Origin of the sequence: Citrobacter sp. RHBSTW-01044 (assembly GCF_013781945.1) — a bacterium.
Classification (GTDB): Bacteria; Pseudomonadota; Gammaproteobacteria; order Enterobacterales; family Enterobacteriaceae; genus Citrobacter; species Citrobacter braakii.
In genome coordinates, this window is record NZ_CP056180.1 from 3,416,513 (window position 1) to 3,435,770 (window position 19,258).

The following is a 19,258-nucleotide window of genomic DNA, read 5'->3' on the forward strand; positions in this document are numbered from 1 at the left end:
TGATAAGACAGTGGAGCAAACCCAATGACACAACAACCATCGCGCGCCGGAACTTTCGGCGCAATACTGCGGGTAACCAGCGGTAATTTCCTCGAACAGTTTGACTTTTTTCTGTTCGGTTTTTACGCCACCTATATCGCAAAGACCTTCTTTCCTGCAGAGAGTGAATTTGCCGGGCTAATGTTAACTTTCGCCGTGTTTGGTTCAGGTTTCTTAATGCGGCCTGTTGGCGCAATTGTGCTGGGTGCTTACATCGACAGAATTGGTCGCCGTAAAGGACTGATGGTGACGCTGGCGATTATGGGCTGCGGTACCCTGCTGATTGCCCTGGTACCCGGTTATCACAGTATTGGTCTGCTGGCCCCTGTCCTGGTATTACTCGGCCGATTATTACAGGGCTTTTCTGCAGGGGTGGAACTGGGCGGCGTCTCGGTTTATCTTTCTGAAATCGCCACCCCTGGCAATAAAGGCTTCTACACCAGTTGGCAGTCCGCCAGTCAACAGGTCGCCATTGTGGTGGCGGCTCTGATTGGTTACGGCCTGAACGCCACCCTGGGACATGATGAGATCTCTGAATGGGGCTGGCGTATTCCATTCTTTATTGGTTGCATGATTATTCCTTTGATCTTCGTGCTCCGCCGCTCGCTTCAGGAAACAGACGCCTTTTTACAACGTACGCACCGTCCCGACACCAGGGAAATTTTTACTACCATCATCAAAAACTGGCGTCTCATCGCTGCGGGTACGCTGCTGGTGGCGATGACCACAACGACGTTCTACTTTATTACCGTCTACACACCGACCTACGGTAGGGCTGTACTTCACCTGAGCGCTCGCGACAGCCTGATCGTCACCATGCTGGTCGGTATTTCTAATTTTATCTGGCTGCCGATTGGCGGGGCGATTTCTGACCGAATTGGTCGTCGTCCGGTGTTGATGGGGATTACCATCCTTGCACTGATCACCACCTGGCCGGTTATGCACTGGCTCACCGCCGCGCCAGATTTCACGCGCATGACGCTGGTTCTGCTTTGGTTCTCGTTCTTTTTTGGTATGTACAACGGGGCAATGGTCGCCGCACTCACCGAGGTGATGCCTGTCTATGTGCGTACGGTGGGCTTTTCACTGGCATTCAGTCTTGCCACGGCGATTTTTGGCGGCCTTACGCCAGTCATCTCCACAGCGCTGGTCCAGCTAACCGGGGATAAAAGCTCACCGGGGTGGTGGCTGATGTGTGCGGCACTTTGCGGGCTCGCCGCCACGGCAATGCTGTTTGTCCGGCTGAGTCGTAATTATCAACCGGTGGAATATAAACCCTGAAATGCAAACGGGCGGAAAACTCTCCGCCCGTTGTCTGTTTCATTTTTCGATTTACTGCGCAGTATTCTTGCTACGAATTTCCTGCCAGACCTTGTCGCAATCAGCATTAACGGACTGACCATTACCCGTGCGCGTAGCCTGGATGCATTGCTGATAATCCAGTACGCGTACGCTTTCTTCATTGGCAAACTGCTGATGCTGCTTTTCTTTCTTCAGCACATTCAACACGCTTTGGCAGGCTTCGATTTTCTCCGGTGATCCTTGCGCGGTAGTAATGCACGCGCTGTAGGCTTCTTTCAGACGACTGTCTTCTTTTGGTGCCGGGGATTGCGCGCAAGCCACCAGCCCGGATGCCATAACAGCGATGAGTATCAGTTTTTTCATAGCACTTTCCTCAACGATGCGGCAGGCGCCCGGCCTGCCGCTGTTGGCATTAGAAGATGGTGAACGGAGCAATAACGATGAATTTCACGTCGCGCTCATCCTGGAAGATGTTGCCGTAACCACCGCCCCAGCTCGGAATGTCTGAATGATTGTCGTACTGGGTGAAGTGCAGTTTAAACATGGTGCCCTTCGCACGCCCCTCTTGCAGGGTATAGACCGCATCCAGGCTGTAAGAAGATTCTTCGATAGTCCGGTTTTTGTCGTAGTACGCATCCGGATTGATCTGCCAGGTTGATGGCTTGGCATCCCATGCGTAAACGTAGGACGCGCCCACTGCCCAGCCCGGCAAATTCCAGTTCTTCAGGTCATACATTGCGCCGAAGAAGACAGCCTTTTCGCCGTTGGCGTTGAAGTCGGAACGGTTATCCCACCAGATATCCAGGCGACCGTTTGATGAGGCGTAGGTCGGGGTCATACGCTGCAGGAAGTACCCCTGCTGCCCGTCCGCTTTAACCCAGGTCCCTTCCAGACGCAGGTCAACCACTTCCGCCACTTTGTAGCCAAATGTCAGCGCCTGCAGCCAGGCCGTACCGTCATAAATATCGTTCACGGTGCGATCATCAACTTTGTCGCGCGCGCCGTAGAACTGATAGCTGGTGGTAAACGGGTTACCGCCTAAATCGAATTTATAGCTGGCTTTTGCGAAGTACTGATCGACGTAGCCTTCAGACTGACCAAATGCGGCTTCCAGCAACAGGTTATTTTTGAAGTCATATTTCGCGCCGATTGAGTGTAGATAATCTACGCTGGTCTTTTTATCAGCCTGATAGAATTTATCGACTTCAGTGTGCCATGGTGCTTTATATTCGTTGGCCCACATATAGGAGAAGCTCAGTGCACCAGCATCACCATAGTCGAAGTTGGCTCCGGCTTCAGCACCCTGATAGGTACCTGGCATAAAGCTCCAGTGCGGAGCCAACAGAGTCTGTCCGGTTGGTTGAATGTAACCGGCGCGCGCCCAGGTTGGGCCGAATTTAAATTTGGCTGCTGCTTTATAAAGGCTAATTCCGCTCTTATCGCCGGAGTAATCTTCATCATAGCCTTTATTTTTTGACGAGAATGCAATTTCGTTTGGATGGCCGCTTTCGCTACTTTCGTTCATTTCAATAGCGGTAAATGCTGCGATATCAATACCAAACATATCAGCCGCATAACCGGACTGGAAGTCGAGGTTAGCGTTCCAGGTGGAGTGAGAAAGGTTGGTTTTGTATTTGTCGTGATCGGTCACATCTTTACGGTCACGCTCACGCTGCCAGTAATAGATGCCGCCGGTTAAGGTTGAGTCATCAATAAACCCTTCGGCGTGTACCTGGGGAGCGACAACGAAACCCGACATTGCTGTGATACCGGCGATAGCCAGCGCCAGCGTACTACGTTTGCCACTAAACGTACGCATATGTTAATCCTCTTTGACGTATAACCCTTCGTTTTTCAAGCTGCATCAGTGTTGGCTTTACTCGGCCTTTGGCCTCGCCCATCGGGGACAGCGCACGCGCTGCGTCTCCGCCTTGATGCAACTCGAAATCCATTGGGTATAAAATGCTGCCGACAAAAGCGGACAGCGAAAAAACAAAAATTAAAAAAGTAGCGCTGAGAAAACCTCAGTGACTACAATGAATAGACTATTTTTCGCGACGCGAATTATCAATCTCTTTCTGTAACGAGTATGTAATAGTATGAGCAACCGCACATATTTTCTTGTTTTCTGTTACATTTTGCTTTGGGAGTAAAAAAAGTCACAAAAACAAGAAAAAACACTTTATATACATATAGATATCTTCAATTTTATTATTATATATATAATTCCACCCCTAATAATTGTCTTTTCATTCGCAAAACAAATTAATTCTCGAACGTCATTAATTCGCTCTGCAAACAGAACGTTTGAACTCCTGAATTTACTCTCCGTCGTTGATGTGACCGTCCTCGGATTTTCCACACAAATACACTCACTTTATAAGGTTTTTATTGACAGCTACCGGGTGTCCCATTATTCAAAGATGCAGGTTATACGTATAAGTTGATAAATAAATGACAAAACGCATCACGCAGAAAGACGTTGCGGCCCTGGCTGGCGTTTCACAGGCGGTGGTATCCGTGGTACTCACCAAAGGAAATCACACCTATCCACAGGAGACAGTGAGCCGGGTTGAGCAAGCGGCTAATCAGCTGGGATATATACCGAACCGTTTTGCACAAGCGCTGAAAACCAATAAAACCATGTCGATCGCCTGCATCGTGCCGGATATCGCCAACCCTTTTTATGCCTCGCTCGTCCGTGGTGTTCAATCGGTGACGGATAGGTATCACTACGATGCGATCGTGGCCAGCACCGATGGATTACGGGAAAGAGAGCTGCATTTTTTGCGCTGGTCAGCGCAGGGGCGGGTCGACGCCGTGGTGGGGACATTTTTTAACGTCGGGATGAAAGATTTTGCCCCGTATCTTCAGGCAGGGATCCCGATTGCACGTATTGAAGCCAGGATGAAAAAAAGCGGCCCGCTGCCGCTGCATAATGTTTATATCGACAACGCCGCTGCCGCGCGCAGCGCCGTCGAATATCTGCTGGCACAGGGGCACCAAAATATCACGATGATCGCCAGCGCTGGCGGTCCTGAGCCTGCCAGAGTGGAAGGATATCGCCAGGCGATGACCCAGGCCGGCCGCCTTCCGCGCATCAAAATTCTGCCAGGTTTTAACGAACAGAGCGGCTATCAGATCGCGATGCAGCTGATTAATGACGGCTCGCTCCCGGATGCGATTTTCGCCGCCAACGATTTAATGGCTATCGGCGTGATGCGTGCCGCAAGGGAGAAAGGCATCACTATCCCGGAGCAGCTTGCGGTGATGGGTTTCGATGATATTCCCGCCGCCGGGCTGGTGACCCCTTCCCTGACCACTATCGCCCAGTACCCGGAGCAGCTTGGGCAAAAAGCGGCCGCCCTCCTCCTGGCACAAACCGATATCACCGCGCCGCTCCAGGGCAGCACCACAGAAATGCCCTGGGGCCTGGTAAAAAGAGAATCCGCCTGAACGGCTGATAAAAAACCACACAAGGATCAAACAGATGGAATTGCCTTCAGATTATGAGTCGCGCGTTTATGCAGGGGTGTTAGGGAAATTAATCGGCGTCTACCTTGGCCGCCCTTTCGAAGGGTGGACCTACGAAAAAATTATGCAGGAGCTGGGGCCGATCCAGTATTACGTCCACGAAAAATTTAACCGTCCGCTGGTTGTCACCGACGATGATGTCGCCGGAACCTTTACCTTTATCCGCGCACTGGAAGATTATGCCCTGCCGCCGGATCTGAGCGCGGAACAGATGGGGCACTGCTGGCTTAATTACATCATTGATAAGCGCACCATTCTCTGGTGGGGCGGCAACGGTAATTCGACGGAACACACCGCCTGGCTGAATCTCAAAAAAGGCATTCCGGCTCCGCTAAGCGGAGCCATTGCGACCAACGGGAAAACGATTGCCGAACAGATTGGCGCACAAATCTTTATTGATAGCTGGGCGCTTGTCGCACCGGGACAACCCCGTCTGGCGGCAGAACTTGCCAAAAATGCCGCCAGCGTGAGCCATGACGGTGAAGCGGTGTATGCCGCTATGCTCTGGGCGGCGATGGAATCACAGGCCTTTATCTGCCAGGAGATCGAACAGCTTATTGACGTCGGACTATCCGTGATCCCGGCAGAGTCGCAAATAGCCCAGTTGGTTGGCGATATCCGTCGCTGGCGACGGGAAGATAACGACTGGCAGACGACCCGCCAGCGAATCGACGACAACTATGGCTATCACAAATATCCCAGCAATTGTCACATCATCCCTAATCATGCGCTGATGATTATGGCGATCCTTTACGCGCCGGACGACTTCCAGCAGGCCCAGTGCATTGTCAATACGTCAGGATGGGACACTGACTGCAATGCGGGGAATGTCGGCTGTCTGTCCGGCATTATGCTGGGACTCCAGGGTATTGACGCAGGCCCGGACTGGCGCGGGCCGCTGGCGGACAGAATGCTGATCTCCTCAGCCGACGGGGGGTTCTCCATAAACAACGCCGTGCGGATCACCGATTACCTGGTCGGGCTGGGACACCAGATTGCCGGTCTGCCGCGCCCTGAAGCCAAAAAATCCGGCGCGCAGTACCATTTCTCACTACCGGGCAGCGTGCAGGGTTTCCGCTGGCTTAATGAAGAAAATGCGGCCGCGGTTGAGGTTAAGAATGAGGCGCACCTGGGGCGGCAGATGTTGAGTCTGCACTATCGCCATCTTGCGCCCGGACTTCACGCCAGCGTGACCACGCAAACCTTTACCCCGCCTGAAATCGTGGAAATGCGCAGCTACGATTTAATGGCTACCCCACTTATCTACCCAGGTCAGCGTCTTCAGGCAACCCTGATTGCGCCACCGGATAACACATCCGCGTTAAACGTGCGGCTCTGCTACCGGGTTTATGATGACAACAATCAGCTGACGCCTCAGTACGGCGACGCGCAGATCATAGCCCCGGGTGAATCGCTAACGCTGGCGTTGGATCTCCCGGACTGCCAGGGCCAACCGATCGGCGAGATTGGCGTAACAATCAGCACAGATGCCCGCGTTGCCCGCGGTCGCCTGCTCATCGACAGTATGCGCTGGGACGGCGCACCTGAGCTGACCCTGCGTAAACCCACAGGGGAAACTAATTTTTGGTGGCGAGCCTGGGTAAACGGCGTGGATCTCTTTTCACGCCACTATCCCACCAGCTTTCGCATCTCCAAAGAGTACGACGAGGGATTGATTATTCACGGAACGCGGCAGTGGGATAACTACCGCGTTCAGAGTGACATTACGCTGCATTCAGGGGAGTACGGCGGTCTGGCTTTTCGGGTGCAGGGGATGAGGCGCTATTACGCCGCGCGCATCCTGCGCGACGGGAAATTACAGATCGTCCGCGTGCGCGACACCAGTACCAAAGTCCTGGCAGAAGCGGCGTTGTCCGACGTGTACGAGCGCCCTGTGTCGTTCGATATCAGCGTCAACGGGCAGATTATCTCCGTGACCGTTGACGGTAAAACGCTGCGCGTGGAGGACGCTGAACACGAAGCCTTGATGGATGGCGGGATCGGTTTACTGATTTGTGCGGGTGCGCTGTCGACGGACGCTATCCATATCAGCGCCAGTTGTTAATTAACGGAAATGGACGACAACAAGGGATTAAAAATGAACATACCAAAAACAATGCTGGCGCTGGTAACCGCCGTTTTGCTTTCAGGCTGTGAGGATAAACCGCAGCAGGTGACCATCGAATTTATGCACTCCGCCGTTGAGCAGGAGCGCCAGACCGTCATTGCCGGGATCATCAACCGCTTTCAGCAAGAGAATCCGGATATTATTGTGAAGCAAGTTCCCGTCGAAGAGGATGCCTATAATACCAAAATCATTACCCTTGCCCGCTCAGGATCACTGCCGGAGGTCGTCGAGGTCAGCCATGACTATGCCAAAGTCATGGATAAAGAGCAGCTTATCGACCACAAAGCGGTGAAAACGCTGATCGACAGGCAAGGTGAAAGCGCCTTCTACGACGGCGTGCTGCGCATTGTTCGTACCGAAGACGGAACGGCCTATACCGGCGTGCCGATCAGCGCCTGGCTACAGGGAGTCTGGTATCGGAAATCGGTACTGGCTAAAGCAGGAATCGACGAACCCAAAAACTGGACGCAGCTGCTGGAAGCGGCACGCAGGCTGACCGACAGCACCAGTAAAAAATATGGCATCGCGCTGCCGACGGCTGAAAGCGTCATGAGCGAACAAACCTTCTCCCAGTTCGCACTTTCAAACGGTGCCAATGTGTTCAACGCAAACGGCGACATCACGGTTAACTCAGCGGAAATGCAGGCCTCGCTGAACTATTATCGCGAACTGGCCCGCTATACCATGCCCGGCTCGAACAACGTAACAGAGATCAAAGACGCCTTTATGAACGGCACCGCGCCGATGGCGGTCTATTCGACCTACATCCTGCCAGCGATTTATCAGGATGGTTCACTGGCGGATTTAGGCTTTGTCGTGCCGAGCGAAAAATCACCTGCCGTATTTGGCGTTATCACATCATTAACGCTCACAGCCGGTCAGACTGAGGCAGAAACGAAAGCCGCCGAAAAATTTGTCAGCTTTATGGGACAGGCGCAGAACGCGGCTGACTGGGTATTGATGTCGCCGGGGGCGATGCTGCCGGTGACGAAGGCCGCCGCGCAAAACGTCAGTTGGAAGGACAACCCTGCCGTCAAAGTCTTTGGTAGCCTCCCTGAACAGCTGATTGCCCAGTACCCGAATATGCAGGTCTTTGGATCGGTCGGCGAGAAGAACTTTACGCGGATGGGGGATATTACCGGCTCCATGATCCTCAGTGAAATGGTCAATCAGGCGACGGTGGGTAAGCAGGAGACATCGGTGGTGCTGGAACGCAGCCAGCAGCGGGTTCAGGCGTTAATGCAGCATAAGTAAAACAGAAAAATCCGCCTCAAACGTCGCGTTGGCGGCGTTTGAGGCAGTGTGACAGCAATTACTCGCCGACTTTAGCCCACGTATCGCGCAGACCTACAGTGCGGTTAAATACCAGCTTGTCAGCGGTTGCATAGCGGCTGTCCAGGCAGAAGTAGCCTTCACGCTCAAACTGGAACGCTTTACCTGCAATCGCAGCCTGCAGTGACCGCTCACCGTAGCCCTGCTTAATGACCAGCGATTCCGGGTTGATAACGGACAGGAAGTCTTCCGCCGCACCTGGGTTTGGCACGCTAAACAGACGATCGTACAAACGGATTTCAATCGGCAGCGCATGGGACGCACTCACCCAGTGAATAACACCTTTTACTTTACGGCCATCAGCCGGATCTTTGCTCAGGGTGTCGGCATCGTAGGTGCAGAAAATGGTGGTGATATTCCCTTCTGCATCTTTCTCTACACGTTCAGCCTTGATCACGTAAGCATTACGCAGACGTACTTCTTTGCCCATCACCAGACGCTTGTACTGCTTGTTCGCTTCTTCGCGGAAGTCTGCGCGATCGATCCAAATTTCACCGCTAAACGGCACTTCACGGCTACCCATTTCCGGTTTGTTCGGATGGTTAGGCATGGTAACCAACTCGCTTTCGCCCTGCGGGTAGTTTTCGATAACCAGTTTCACCGGATCGATAACTGCCATCGCGCGCGGGGCGTTTTCGTTCAGATCTTCGCGAATGCAGGACTCCAGAGAAGCGATCTCAATGGTGTTATCCTGCTTGGTCACGCCAATGCGTTTGCAGAACTCACGAATAGCGGCAGCGGTATAACCACGACGACGCAGGCCAGAAATCGTCGGCATACGCGGATCGTCCCAGCCTTCAACGTGCTTGTCGGTCACCAGCAGGTTCAGCTTGCGTTTGGACATCACGGTGTATTCCAGATTCAGGCGCGAGAATTCGTACTGGCGCGGGTGAACCGGAATGGTGATGTTGTCCAGCACCCAGTCGTACAAACGACGGTTATCCTGGAACTCCAGCGTACACAGTGAATGCGTAATGCCTTCCAGCGCATCGCTGATGCAGTGGGTAAAATCGTACATCGGGTAGATGCACCACTTGTTGCCGGTCTGGTGGTGTTCGGCGAACTTAATACGGTACAGCACCGGATCGCGCATCACGATAAACGGCGAAGCCATATCGATTTTCGCGCGCAGGCAGGCTTTACCTTCTTCAAAACCACCGGTACGCATTTTTTCGAACAGTGCCAGGTTCTCTTCGACGCTACGATCGCGGAACGGGCTGTTTTTACCTGGCTGCGTCAGAGTGCCGCGGTATTCGCGGATCTCCTCCGCTGACAGTTCATCAACGTACGCCAGGCCTTTATTAATAAGCTCTACCGCATAGGCGTGAAGCTGATCGAAGTAATCCGAAGAGTAGCGAATATCGCCAGTCCAGTGGAAACCTAACCATTCAACGTCGTTTTTAATCGACTCAACGTACTCGATATCTTCTTTAACCGGGTTCGTATCATCAAAACGCAGGTTGCACTGGCCCTGGTAATCTTGCGCAATGCCAAAGTTCAGACAAATGGATTTCGCGTGGCCAATGTGCAGATAGCCATTTGGCTCCGGCGGAAAACGTGTATGGATAGTGGTGTGCTTACCACTGGCCAGATCTTCATCGATGATCTGACGAATAAAGTTACTCGGGCGGGCTTCAGCCTCACTCATCGTGGATTCCTCAAAGCGTAAACAACGTATAACGGAACATGATCTTATAAGCGACGTCAGGAGACAACTATTAGTTGCACAAAAAAGGTGTTTCAACAGGATATATGGGGGTATTTGCTGCAAAAAAAAGCGGCGGAGGAATATCCCCCGCCGCTTAAGGCACTTAACTCACTTTACTCAGGAGCAGTTATTTACCTTTAATCTCATACAGTGGTGTTTGACCAGCAACCACATGACCTTCGGCTTTAATGACCAGAGCACCGAAATCATCGCTGTTGCTGCACACAACCGGGCTAATCATGGAACGTGCGTTGGCGTTCAGGAACTCCAGATCCATTTCCAGAATCGGTTGACCTGCAGTCACTTCCGCACCTTCTTCAACCAGACGCTTAAAGCCTTTACCTTCCAGCGCTACTGTATCGATGCCCATGTGGACCACAATTTCCGCGCCTTTAACGGTTTCCAGACAGAACGCATGGTTAGTGTTGAAGATTTTCACGATGGTGCCGGCAGCCGGAGCAACCACGATTTTATCCGTTGGCTTCACCGCCACACCGTCGCCTACAGCTTTGCTGGCGAAGGCTTCATCAGGTACCTGCTCCAGCGCAACCACGTCACCGGTAATCGGAGAAACTAAAGTTTCAACGGTTACTGCGTTCGCTACAGCTTGCGGTTTAGCAACCGGAGCCGCTGCTGCTGGCGCACTTTCACCAGACGCTGCAGCCACCGGGCCACGCGCGACAACTTTCTTCATTTCGTCGCCGATAGATTCGGCCTTCGCACCCACGATGACCTGGATAGTTTGCTTGTTCAGCTTAACCACTCCAGATGCGCCTAAACGTTTACACATCGCATCATTTACGCGACCGGAGTCGGCAACGGTCAGACGCAGACGAGTGATACAGGCATCAATCGCTTTCAGGTTATCGGTACCGCCAACTGCTGCAATGTAGTTGGTTGCCAGTTGAGCCAGACCTTCTTCAGTGTTGCTGTTCGCTTCTTCAGTAACGATATCGTCTTCTTTATCTTCACGGCCCGGCGTTTTCAGGTTAAACATACGAATAACCGCGCTGAACAACACAAAGTAAATGACGAAGAACACCAGGCCCATCACGACCAGCATCCAGACGTTCTGACTCGCCGCCGGCAGGTTGTACATCAACACGTAGTCGATAGCACCTGCGGAGAAGGAGAAGCCCGCGTGGATCCCCAGCAGTGTTGCAACGAACAGGCTGATACCCGTTAACAGTGCGTGCAGGAGGTACAGCAATGGCGCCAGGAACATGAACAGGAATTCCAGTGGCTCGGTAACACCGGTCAGGAACGCGGTGATCGCAACGGACAACAGCATACCGCCAACCATCGGACGACGTGCTTTCGGAGCAGCGAAGTACATTGCCAGCGCCGCACCCGGCAGACCAAACATCATGATCGGGAAGAAGCCAGACATGAACATACCCGCAGTGCCGTCACCCGCGTAGAAGCGGTTGATGTCACCGTGGAATACGGTACCTGCAGCGTTAGTGAATTCACCAATCTGGAACCAGGCGATGGTGTTCAGCACCTGATGCAGACCGGTTGGGATCAGCAGACGGTTGATGAAACCAAAGATACCGGAACCCAGCGCGCCAGCGCTTACGATCCACTCACCTCCCGCATGGATGGCGTTCTGCACCGGCGGCCACACGTAGCCGAAGATAGCAGCCAGCACCAGACAGAAGAAGCCAGTGGCGATCGGCACGAAGCGTTTGCCGCCAAAGAAGCTCAGGAAGTCAGGTAGTTTGATACCAGACCAACGGTTATATACCGCACCGCCGACCAGACCAGTGATGATACCTGCCAGCACGCCCATGTTGATGGCCGGGTTAATGGTAACCATTGCTTTGGTCAATATGAAATAACCGACCGCACCCGCCAGCGCTGCAGCACCCGCGCTGTCTTTTGACCAGCTGGAAGCCACACCGATAGCGAAAATTAACGCCAGGTTATCAAAGATGGCCCCACCCGCTTGCGCGATGAAGGGTACGTTAAGTAAATCTGGTTGGCCGAATCGCAGCAGCAGTGCCGCGACTGGCAGCACAGCGATGGGGAGCTGTAACGCCCTACCCAGCCGCTGGAAAAAACCTAAAATATTCATTTTATTCCCCCTACGAGACCCCGATTAGGCTTCTTTGAAGCCATATTTTTATTGTGCGACCATTCCTGACAGCAAGATTCTGGAACAACAATATTAACCATTCATCTACATTCAGAGTGTGTGAAAATTTAATTCGTATCGCAAATTAAATGCGTGTTTTTTGTGATTCCAGTCACCAAATATCGTTATCAACCCTCCCTTCCACTGGCTAACTACGAAAACTTATTTTATCATTCAAAAAATCGAAACGGATTGATCCTTACCGATGCAAAACCAGGTTACGCTTAATACTGCACAGAGACTCAATCCGCCAATTGCTTACATTTACTTTTGAGGTGAAGAATGAGACTGATCCCCCTGAATACCGCTGAACAAGTCGGCAAATGGGCTGCTCGCCATATCGTTAACCGTATTAACGCGTTCAAACCAACGGCTGATCGTCCGTTCGTTTTGGGCCTGCCGACTGGCGGTACTCCGCTGACAGCCTACAAAGCATTGGTTGAAATGCACAAAGCGGGCCAGGTAAGCTTCAAGCATGTTGTAACGTTCAATATGGACGAATATGTTGGCCTGCCGAAAGAGCATCCGGAAAGCTACCATAGCTTCATGCATCGCAACTTCTTTGATCACGTTGATATTCCAGCAGAAAACATCAACCTCCTCAATGGTAACGCACCGGATATTGATGCAGAATGCCGTCAGTATGAAGAGAAAATCCGTTCTTACGGTAAAATCCACCTGTTTATGGGCGGCGTAGGCAACGATGGTCACATCGCGTTCAACGAACCAGCCTCTTCTTTGGCTTCCCGTACCCGCATCAAAACGCTGACTCACGACACGCGTGTTGCGAACTCACGCTTCTTTGACGGCGACGTAAGCCAGGTGCCTAAATATGCGCTGACCGTTGGCGTGGGCACCCTGCTGGATGCCGAAGAAGTGATGATCCTGGTACTGGGCCACCAGAAAGCGCAGGCGCTGCAAGCCGCCGTTGAAGGCAACGTTAACCATATGTGGACCATCAGCTGTCTGCAGTTGCATCCGAAAGCCGTTGTGGTCTGCGATGAGCCTTCCACCATGGAACTGAAAGTGAAGACGCTGAAATACTTTAACGAGTTAGAAGCGGAAAATATTAAAGGTCTGTAATTGATGTCTCCGCCCTGTCGATAAGTTGCAGGGCGGCATTTTTTGAAATCGGGGGTCGGAATGTATGCTTTAACCCAGGGCCGGATTTTTACCGGTCACGAAATTCTTGATGACCATGCGATTGTTGTCGCCAATGGCCTGATTGACAACGTTTGCCCACTGGCTGAGTTACCGTCAGGAATTGAACAGCGCTCACTGAATGGGGCCATTGTTTCCCCCGGTTTTATCGATGTACAGCTAAACGGCTGCGGCGGCGTACAATTTAACGATACGGCAGAAGCCGTGACCGTTGAAACGCTGGAAATCATGCAGAAAGCCAATGAAAAATCTGGCTGCACCAGCTACCTGCCAACGCTTATCACCACCAGCGATGACCTGATGAAACAAGGTGTTCGCGTCATGCGTGAATACCTGGCGAAACACCCGAATCAGGCACTAGGACTTCATCTGGAAGGTCCGTGGCTGAATCTGGTGAAAAAAGGCACCCATAATCCGGGATTTGTCCGTCAACCGGACGCTGCGCTGGTTGATTTCCTGTGCAATAATGCCGATGTGATCACCAAAGTAACGCTGGCGCCAGAAATGGTCCCGGTAGAGGTCATTACCAAACTGGTGAATGCGGGTATTGTGGTTTCTGCGGGTCACTCAAATGCAACGGTAAAAGAAGCAAAAATCGGGTTCCGCGCAGGCATCACCTTTGCGACGCATCTGTTCAACGCGATGCCGTACATTACCGGTCGCGAACCTGGTCTGGCGGGCGCTATTCTTGATGAAGCCGATATCTATTGCGGTATCATCGCCGATGGCCTCCACGTTGATTACGTTAACATTCGTAATGCCAAACGCTTGAAAGGCGACAAGCTGTGCCTGGTCACCGACGCAACCGCACCAGCAGGTGCAAACATTGAACAGTTCATTTTCGCTGGTAAAACAATATACTACCGTAATGGATTGTGCGTTGATGAGAACGGTACACTGAGCGGCTCATCATTAACCATGATTGAAGGCGTACGCAATCTGGTCGAACATGCGAATATCGCTCTCGACGAAGTCTTACGTATGGCAACGCTCTACCCTGCTCGCGCCATTGGCGTCGACAAACAACTCGGCAGCATCGCGCCAGGCAAAGTAGCCAACCTGACTGCGTTCACGCACGACTTTAAAATTATCAAGACCATCGTTAATGGCAACGAGGTCGTTACTGAGTAAGAGAAAGAATGACACCAGGCGGACAAGCTCAAATAGGTAATGTTGATCTCGTAAAACAGCTTAACAGCGCGGCGGTTTATCGCCTGATTGACCAGCATGGGCCAATCTCGCGAATTCAAATTGCCGAGCAAAGCCAGCTTGCCCCCGCCAGCGTAACGAAAATTACGCGTCAATTGATCGAACGCGGGCTGATCAAAGAAGTCGACCAGCAGGCCTCCACCGGGGGCCGCCGCGCTATCTCTATCGTCACTGAAACCCGCAATTTCCACGCGATTGGCGTACGCCTGGGTCGCCACGATACTACGCTCACGCTCTATGATATGAGCAGTAAAGTGGTCGCTGAAGAGCATTATCCTCTCCCGGAGCGCACCCAGGAAACGCTGGAGTATGCGCTGCTCAACACCATTGCCACCTTTATTGAGAACTGCCAGCGGAAAATCCGCGAGCTGGTTGCGATTTCCGTCATTCTGCCAGGCCTGGTTGATCCTGAAAGCGGCGTCATCCGCTATATGCCGCACATTCAGGTCGAAAACTGGGGGCTGGTCGAAGCACTCGAAAAACGCTTTAAGGTCACCTGCTTTGTCGGTCACGATATTCGCAGTCTGGCGCTGGCCGAGCACTATTTCGGGGCAAGCCAGGATTGCGAAGACTCCATTTTGGTGCGTGTTCACCGCGGAACCGGGGCGGGAATCATCTCCAATGGCCGAATTTTTATTGGTCGCAATGGCAACGTGGGTGAGATTGGCCATATTCAGGTAGAGCCGCTGGGTGAGCGCTGTCACTGCGGTAATTTCGGCTGTCTGGAAACAATTGCCGCCAATGCCTCTATTGAACACCGCGTGCAGAACTTATTGAAACAGGGTTATCCAAGCCGACTCACGCTGGATGATTGCGGCATTAAAGCCATCTGTAAGGCGGCTAATAAAGGCGATAACCTGGCATCAGAAGTCATTGAGCACGTTGGTCGTCACCTGGGTAAAACCATCGCCATCGCCATCAACCTGTTTAACCCACAAAAAATCGTCATTGCGGGCGAAATTACCGAGGCTGATAAAGTGCTGCTGCCTGCTATAGAAAGCTGTATCAACACGCAGGCGTTGAAAGCGTTTCGCCACAATTTACCGGTGGTTCGTTCCACGCTGGATCACCGTTCAGCCATTGGCGCCTTTGCGCTGGTGAAGCGTGCGATGCTCAACGGTACATTGCTGCAACGTTTGCTGGAAAGCTAATACCAAGCAGCCTCTGCGTTAGCTGCATCTGCTCACCCTAGTCACTTACTTCAGTAAGCTCCCGGGGTTCTCAGACTTGCCGCCTTGATGCAACTCGAATGATTTAGTGTATTTTGTGTATAGTAATGCCTTCTTTTTTTGATGTCGGATTGTCCATGGCCATTAAGAATGTAATTTGTGATATCGACGGCGTGCTGATGCACGACAATGTTGCCGTACCGGGTGCGGCAGAATTTCTGACTGGGATCCTGGAAAAAGGCCTGCCGTTAGTTTTGCTGACTAACTATCCTTCACAGACCGGGCAGGATTTGGCAAACCGCTTCGCCACCGCGGGTGTGAATGTCCCTGATAGCGTCTTTTATACTTCCGCCATGGCTACCGCTGATTTTCTTCGCCGCCAGGAAGGGAAAAAGGCTTACGTGGTAGGTGAAGGTGCGTTAATTCACGAGCTGTATAAAGCCGGGTTTACTATTACTGACGTGAACCCCGATTTTGTGATTGTTGGCGAGACGCGATCCTATAACTGGGACATGATGCATAAAGCAGCATATTTTGTGGCCAACGGCGCGCGTTTCATCGCCACAAACCCAGATACTCACGGACGCGGCTTTTATCCCGCCTGCGGTGCGCTGTGCGCCGGTATCGAAAAAATCTCTGGCCGCAAGCCGTTTTATGTGGGCAAACCCAGCCCGTGGATTATTCGCGCGGCGCTCAACAAAATGCAGGCGCATTCGGAAGAGACCGTTATCGTTGGCGACAACCTGCGTACCGATATTCTGGCGGGCTTCCAGGCGGGTCTCGAAACCATCCTGGTATTGTCTGGCGTTTCGACGCTCGACGACATTGACAGCATGCCGTTCAGACCAAGCTGGATTTACCCGTCCGTTGCGGAAATTGATGTGATTTGATGCGTAAGCCGGATAAGACGCCCCCGCGTCATATCCGGCCAGAAGAAATCCTTCCATTTAATAAAACCGCCATAAAATTATCGATTCATTAATAAACCCGTCTATTCTGTAATCTTTTTTCACCAATCCACAATGACCATTGCGTTTTTTATTTTCTGACCCGTAATTCACTTGCGCCCTCTCCAGCTTTGCGGCATTTTCTTTATCAAGCAAACATAAAAAGCATCACGCAACAGGTTAACGGAGAAGGTTATGTGTTCTATTTTTGGCGTATTCGATATTAAAACTGACGCAGTTGAACTGCGTAAAAAAGCCCTGGAATTGTCTCGTCTGATGCGCCATCGCGGCCCGGACTGGTCGGGTATTTACGCCAGTGATAACGCCATTCTGGCGCACGAACGTCTGTCCATCGTCGACGTCAACGCCGGTGCTCAGCCGCTGTACAACGTGAAGAAAACGCATATCCTGGCGGTTAACGGTGAAATTTATAACCATCAGGCGCTGCGCGCTGAATACGGCGATCGCTATCAGTTCCAGACCGGTTCCGACTGCGAAGTTATCCTTGCACTGTATCAGGAAAAAGGCCCAGAGTTTCTGGATGACCTGCAAGGCATGTTTGCTTTTGCTCTGTACGACAGCGAGCAGGACGCTTATCTGATCGGTCGCGATCATATCGGGATCATCCCGCTGTATATGGGTTACGACGAGCACGGTAACTTCTACGTTGCGTCTGAAATGAAAGCTCTGGTTCCCGTGTGTCGCACGATCAAAGAATTCCCGGCCGGTAGCTATTTATGGAGTAAAGACGGCGAAATTCGTCAGTACTATCAGCGCGACTGGTTTGAATACGATGCGGTAAAAGACAACGTTACCGATAAAAACGAGTTGCGTCAGGCACTGGAAGATGCAGTGAAAAGCCACCTGATGTCAGATGTTCCTTATGGTGTATTGCTGTCCGGCGGTCTGGATTCATCCGTCATTTCCGCAATCACCAAAAAATACGCCGCGCGTCGTGTTGAAGATCAGGAGCGTAGCGAAGCCTGGTGGCCGCAGTTGCACTCCTTCGCCGTAGGCCTGGAAGGCGCTCCAGACCTGAAAGCCGCACAAGAGGTGGCGAACCATCTGGGTACTGTACACCATGAGATCCACTTCACCGTGCAGGAAGGTTTGGATGCTATCCGCGACGTGATTTATCACATCGAAACTTACGATGTTACGACGATTCGCGCCTCGACCCCGATGTACTTAATGTCGCGTAAAATTAAAGCGATGGGCATTAAAATGGTGCTGTCGGGCGAAGGTTCTGACGAAGTATTTGGCGGCTATCTCTATTTCCACAAAGCACCAGATGCAAAAGAGCTGCACGAAGAGACCGTGCGTAAGCTGCAGGCGCTGCATATGTTCGACTGTGCCCGTGCCAACAAAGCTATGTCGGCCTGGGGAGTGGAAGCTCGCGTGCCCTTCCTGGATAAGAAATTCCTTGATGTGGCGATGCGCATCAACCCGCAGGACAAAATGTGCGGCAACGGCAAAATGGAAAAACATGTTCTGCGTGAATGTTTTGAATCCTACCTGCCAGCAAGCGTTGCATGGCGTCAGAAAGAGCAGTTCTCCGATGGTGTCGGTTACAGCTGGATTGATACCCTGAAAGAGGTGGCCGCTGAGCAAGTTTCTGACCAACAACTGGAAACCGCCAGCTTCCGTTTCCCTTACAACACGCCATCATCTAAAGAAGCGTATTTGTACCGTGAGATTTTCGAAGAGCTGTTCCCGGTTGCGAGCGCTGCGGAATGTGTGCCTGGCGGGCCGTCTGTTGCCTGTTCTTCTGCCAAAGCAATTGAATGGGATGAGGCGTTTAAAACCATGAACGATCCTTCTGGTCGTGCGGTTGGCGTACATCAGTCCGCTTATAAATAAGTTAATCCTTAGAAAAGGGCCCTGCGGGGCTCTTTTTTATGTCTATTTTCTGTGCAAAAAAACAATTAATAACTAATAATTGCCGAATATTGCGTCATGCTGTTCGCAACCTAACCAAACAGTCACATTCCAGCTATTTTCAATGAAAAAGGGGTTGACGCTTCAAGGCTCAATACGCATAATGCGCCCCGCAACGCCGATAAGGTTACGCGAAAAAAAGATGGCTACGTAGCTCAGCTGGTTAGAGCACATCACTCATAATGATGGGGTCACAGGTTCGAATCCCGTCGTAGCCACCATCTTTTTTGCGGGAGTGGCGAAATTGGTAGACGCACCAGATTTAGGTTCTGGCGCCGCAAGGTGTGCGAGTTCAAGTCTCGCCTCCCGCACCATTCACCCGTAAGCGTTGCACGGATGGGGTATCGCCAAGCGGTAAGGCACCGGTTTTTGATACCGGCATTCCCTGGTTCGAATCCAGGTACCCCAGCCATTTTTTCTTCGATGTAGCGGTTCACCGCAACGGTCATTGGGGTATCGCCAAGCGGTAAGGCACCGGTTTTTGATACCGGCATTCCCTGGTTCGAATCCAGGTACCCCAGCCATCGAAGAATATGATAGTATCTGGCTACGTAGCTCAGCTGGTTAGAGCACATCACTCATAATGATGGGGTCACAGGTTCGAATCCCGTCGTAGCCACCATATTAAGGACGTATCGACTCGTTCGGTAAATC

13 protein-coding genes and 5 tRNA genes are annotated in these 19,258 nt (G+C 52.0%); 14 read left to right on the plus strand and 4 right to left on the minus strand.

The window, feature by feature from the left end:
* The first annotated feature begins 24 nt into the window (after positions 1-24).
* On the plus strand, positions 25-1,320 hold the full coding sequence (locus tag HV352_RS16675) for an MFS transporter (protein WP_047501723.1): 1,296 nt from the start codon (positions 25-27) through the stop codon (positions 1,318-1,320).
* 51 nt (positions 1,321-1,371) lie between these two features.
* Here the strand turns inward: HV352_RS16675 and chiQ are convergent, their stop codons facing one another.
* A complete protein-coding gene (chiQ, locus tag HV352_RS16680) occupies positions 1,372-1,704 on the minus strand; it encodes a ChiQ/YbfN family lipoprotein (RefSeq protein WP_016155980.1) in 333 nt (110 codons plus the stop codon).
* A gap of 49 nt (positions 1,705-1,753) precedes the next feature.
* Positions 1,754-3,160 carry a chitoporin gene (gene chiP, locus HV352_RS16685; RefSeq protein ID WP_016152254.1) on the minus strand — a complete coding sequence of 469 codons (1,407 nt, stop codon included), beginning with the start codon at positions 3,158-3,160 and terminating at the stop codon, positions 1,754-1,756.
* Positions 3,161-3,795: 635 nt separating this feature from the next.
* On the opposite strand from chiP, the gene HV352_RS16690 reads away from it, so the two are divergent.
* Genes HV352_RS16690 through HV352_RS16700 form a run of 3 tightly spaced genes read left to right on the plus strand, consistent with a single transcriptional unit; the run spans position 3,796 to position 8,257 of the window.
* Positions 3,796-4,797 (plus strand): LacI family DNA-binding transcriptional regulator, encoded by a 1,002-nt coding sequence (locus HV352_RS16690; RefSeq protein ID WP_181634910.1) that lies wholly within the window; start codon positions 3,796-3,798, stop codon positions 4,795-4,797.
* 34 nt (positions 4,798-4,831) lie between these two features.
* Positions 4,832-6,940, plus strand: a complete 2,109-nt coding sequence (locus HV352_RS16695) for an ADP-ribosylglycohydrolase family protein (protein WP_181634911.1) — start codon at positions 4,832-4,834, stop codon at positions 6,938-6,940.
* A 33-nt stretch (positions 6,941-6,973) separates the two neighbouring features.
* Positions 6,974-8,257, plus strand: coding sequence for an extracellular solute-binding protein (locus HV352_RS16700; RefSeq protein ID WP_181634912.1), 1,284 nt, complete (start codon positions 6,974-6,976; stop codon positions 8,255-8,257).
* 58 nt (positions 8,258-8,315) lie between these two features.
* Here the strand turns inward: HV352_RS16700 and glnS are convergent, their stop codons facing one another.
* Together glnS and nagE are read right to left on the minus strand one after the other, a co-directional pair.
* Positions 8,316-9,983 (minus strand): glutamine--tRNA ligase, encoded by a 1,668-nt coding sequence (glnS, locus tag HV352_RS16705; protein WP_149381177.1) that lies wholly within the window; start codon positions 9,981-9,983, stop codon positions 8,316-8,318.
* 187 nt (positions 9,984-10,170) lie between these two features.
* A complete protein-coding gene (gene nagE, locus HV352_RS16710; RefSeq protein WP_181634913.1) occupies positions 10,171-12,120 on the minus strand; it encodes a PTS N-acetyl glucosamine transporter subunit IIABC in 1,950 nt (649 codons plus the stop codon).
* A gap of 342 nt (positions 12,121-12,462) precedes the next feature.
* Here nagE and nagB point away from each other — a divergent pair, with 342 nt between their 5' ends.
* The 10 genes from nagB (at position 12,463) to HV352_RS16760 (ending at position 19,226) form a co-directional block, all read left to right on the plus strand.
* Positions 12,463-13,263, plus strand: coding sequence for a glucosamine-6-phosphate deaminase (gene nagB, locus HV352_RS16715; RefSeq protein ID WP_003022803.1), 801 nt, complete (start codon positions 12,463-12,465; stop codon positions 13,261-13,263).
* Positions 13,264-13,323: 60 nt separating this feature from the next.
* Positions 13,324-14,472 (plus strand): N-acetylglucosamine-6-phosphate deacetylase, encoded by a 1,149-nt coding sequence (gene nagA, locus HV352_RS16720; protein ID WP_019076270.1) that lies wholly within the window; start codon positions 13,324-13,326, stop codon positions 14,470-14,472.
* A gap of 8 nt (positions 14,473-14,480) precedes the next feature.
* On the plus strand, positions 14,481-15,701 hold the full coding sequence (locus HV352_RS16725; RefSeq protein WP_016152247.1) for an N-acetylglucosamine repressor: 1,221 nt from the start codon (positions 14,481-14,483) through the stop codon (positions 15,699-15,701).
* Between the two features lie 155 nt (positions 15,702-15,856).
* On the plus strand, positions 15,857-16,609 hold the full coding sequence (gene nagD, locus HV352_RS16730; RefSeq protein WP_005121413.1) for a ribonucleotide monophosphatase NagD: 753 nt from the start codon (positions 15,857-15,859) through the stop codon (positions 16,607-16,609).
* Positions 16,610-16,861: 252 nt separating this feature from the next.
* Complete coding sequence (gene asnB, locus HV352_RS16735) at positions 16,862-18,526, plus strand: asparagine synthase B (protein WP_003835552.1); 1,665 nt, start codon at positions 16,862-16,864, stop codon at positions 18,524-18,526.
* Between the two features lie 222 nt (positions 18,527-18,748).
* A tRNA-Met gene (locus HV352_RS16740) sits at positions 18,749-18,825 on the plus strand.
* 8 nt (positions 18,826-18,833) lie between these two features.
* A tRNA-Leu gene (locus HV352_RS16745) sits at positions 18,834-18,918 on the plus strand.
* 23 nt (positions 18,919-18,941) lie between these two features.
* Positions 18,942-19,016, plus strand: a tRNA-Gln gene (locus tag HV352_RS16750).
* 37 nt (positions 19,017-19,053) lie between these two features.
* Positions 19,054-19,128: transfer RNA gene (locus tag HV352_RS16755), tRNA-Gln, on the plus strand.
* A 21-nt stretch (positions 19,129-19,149) separates the two neighbouring features.
* Positions 19,150-19,226, plus strand: a tRNA-Met gene (locus tag HV352_RS16760).
* The last annotated feature ends 32 nt before the right edge of the window (positions 19,227-19,258 follow it).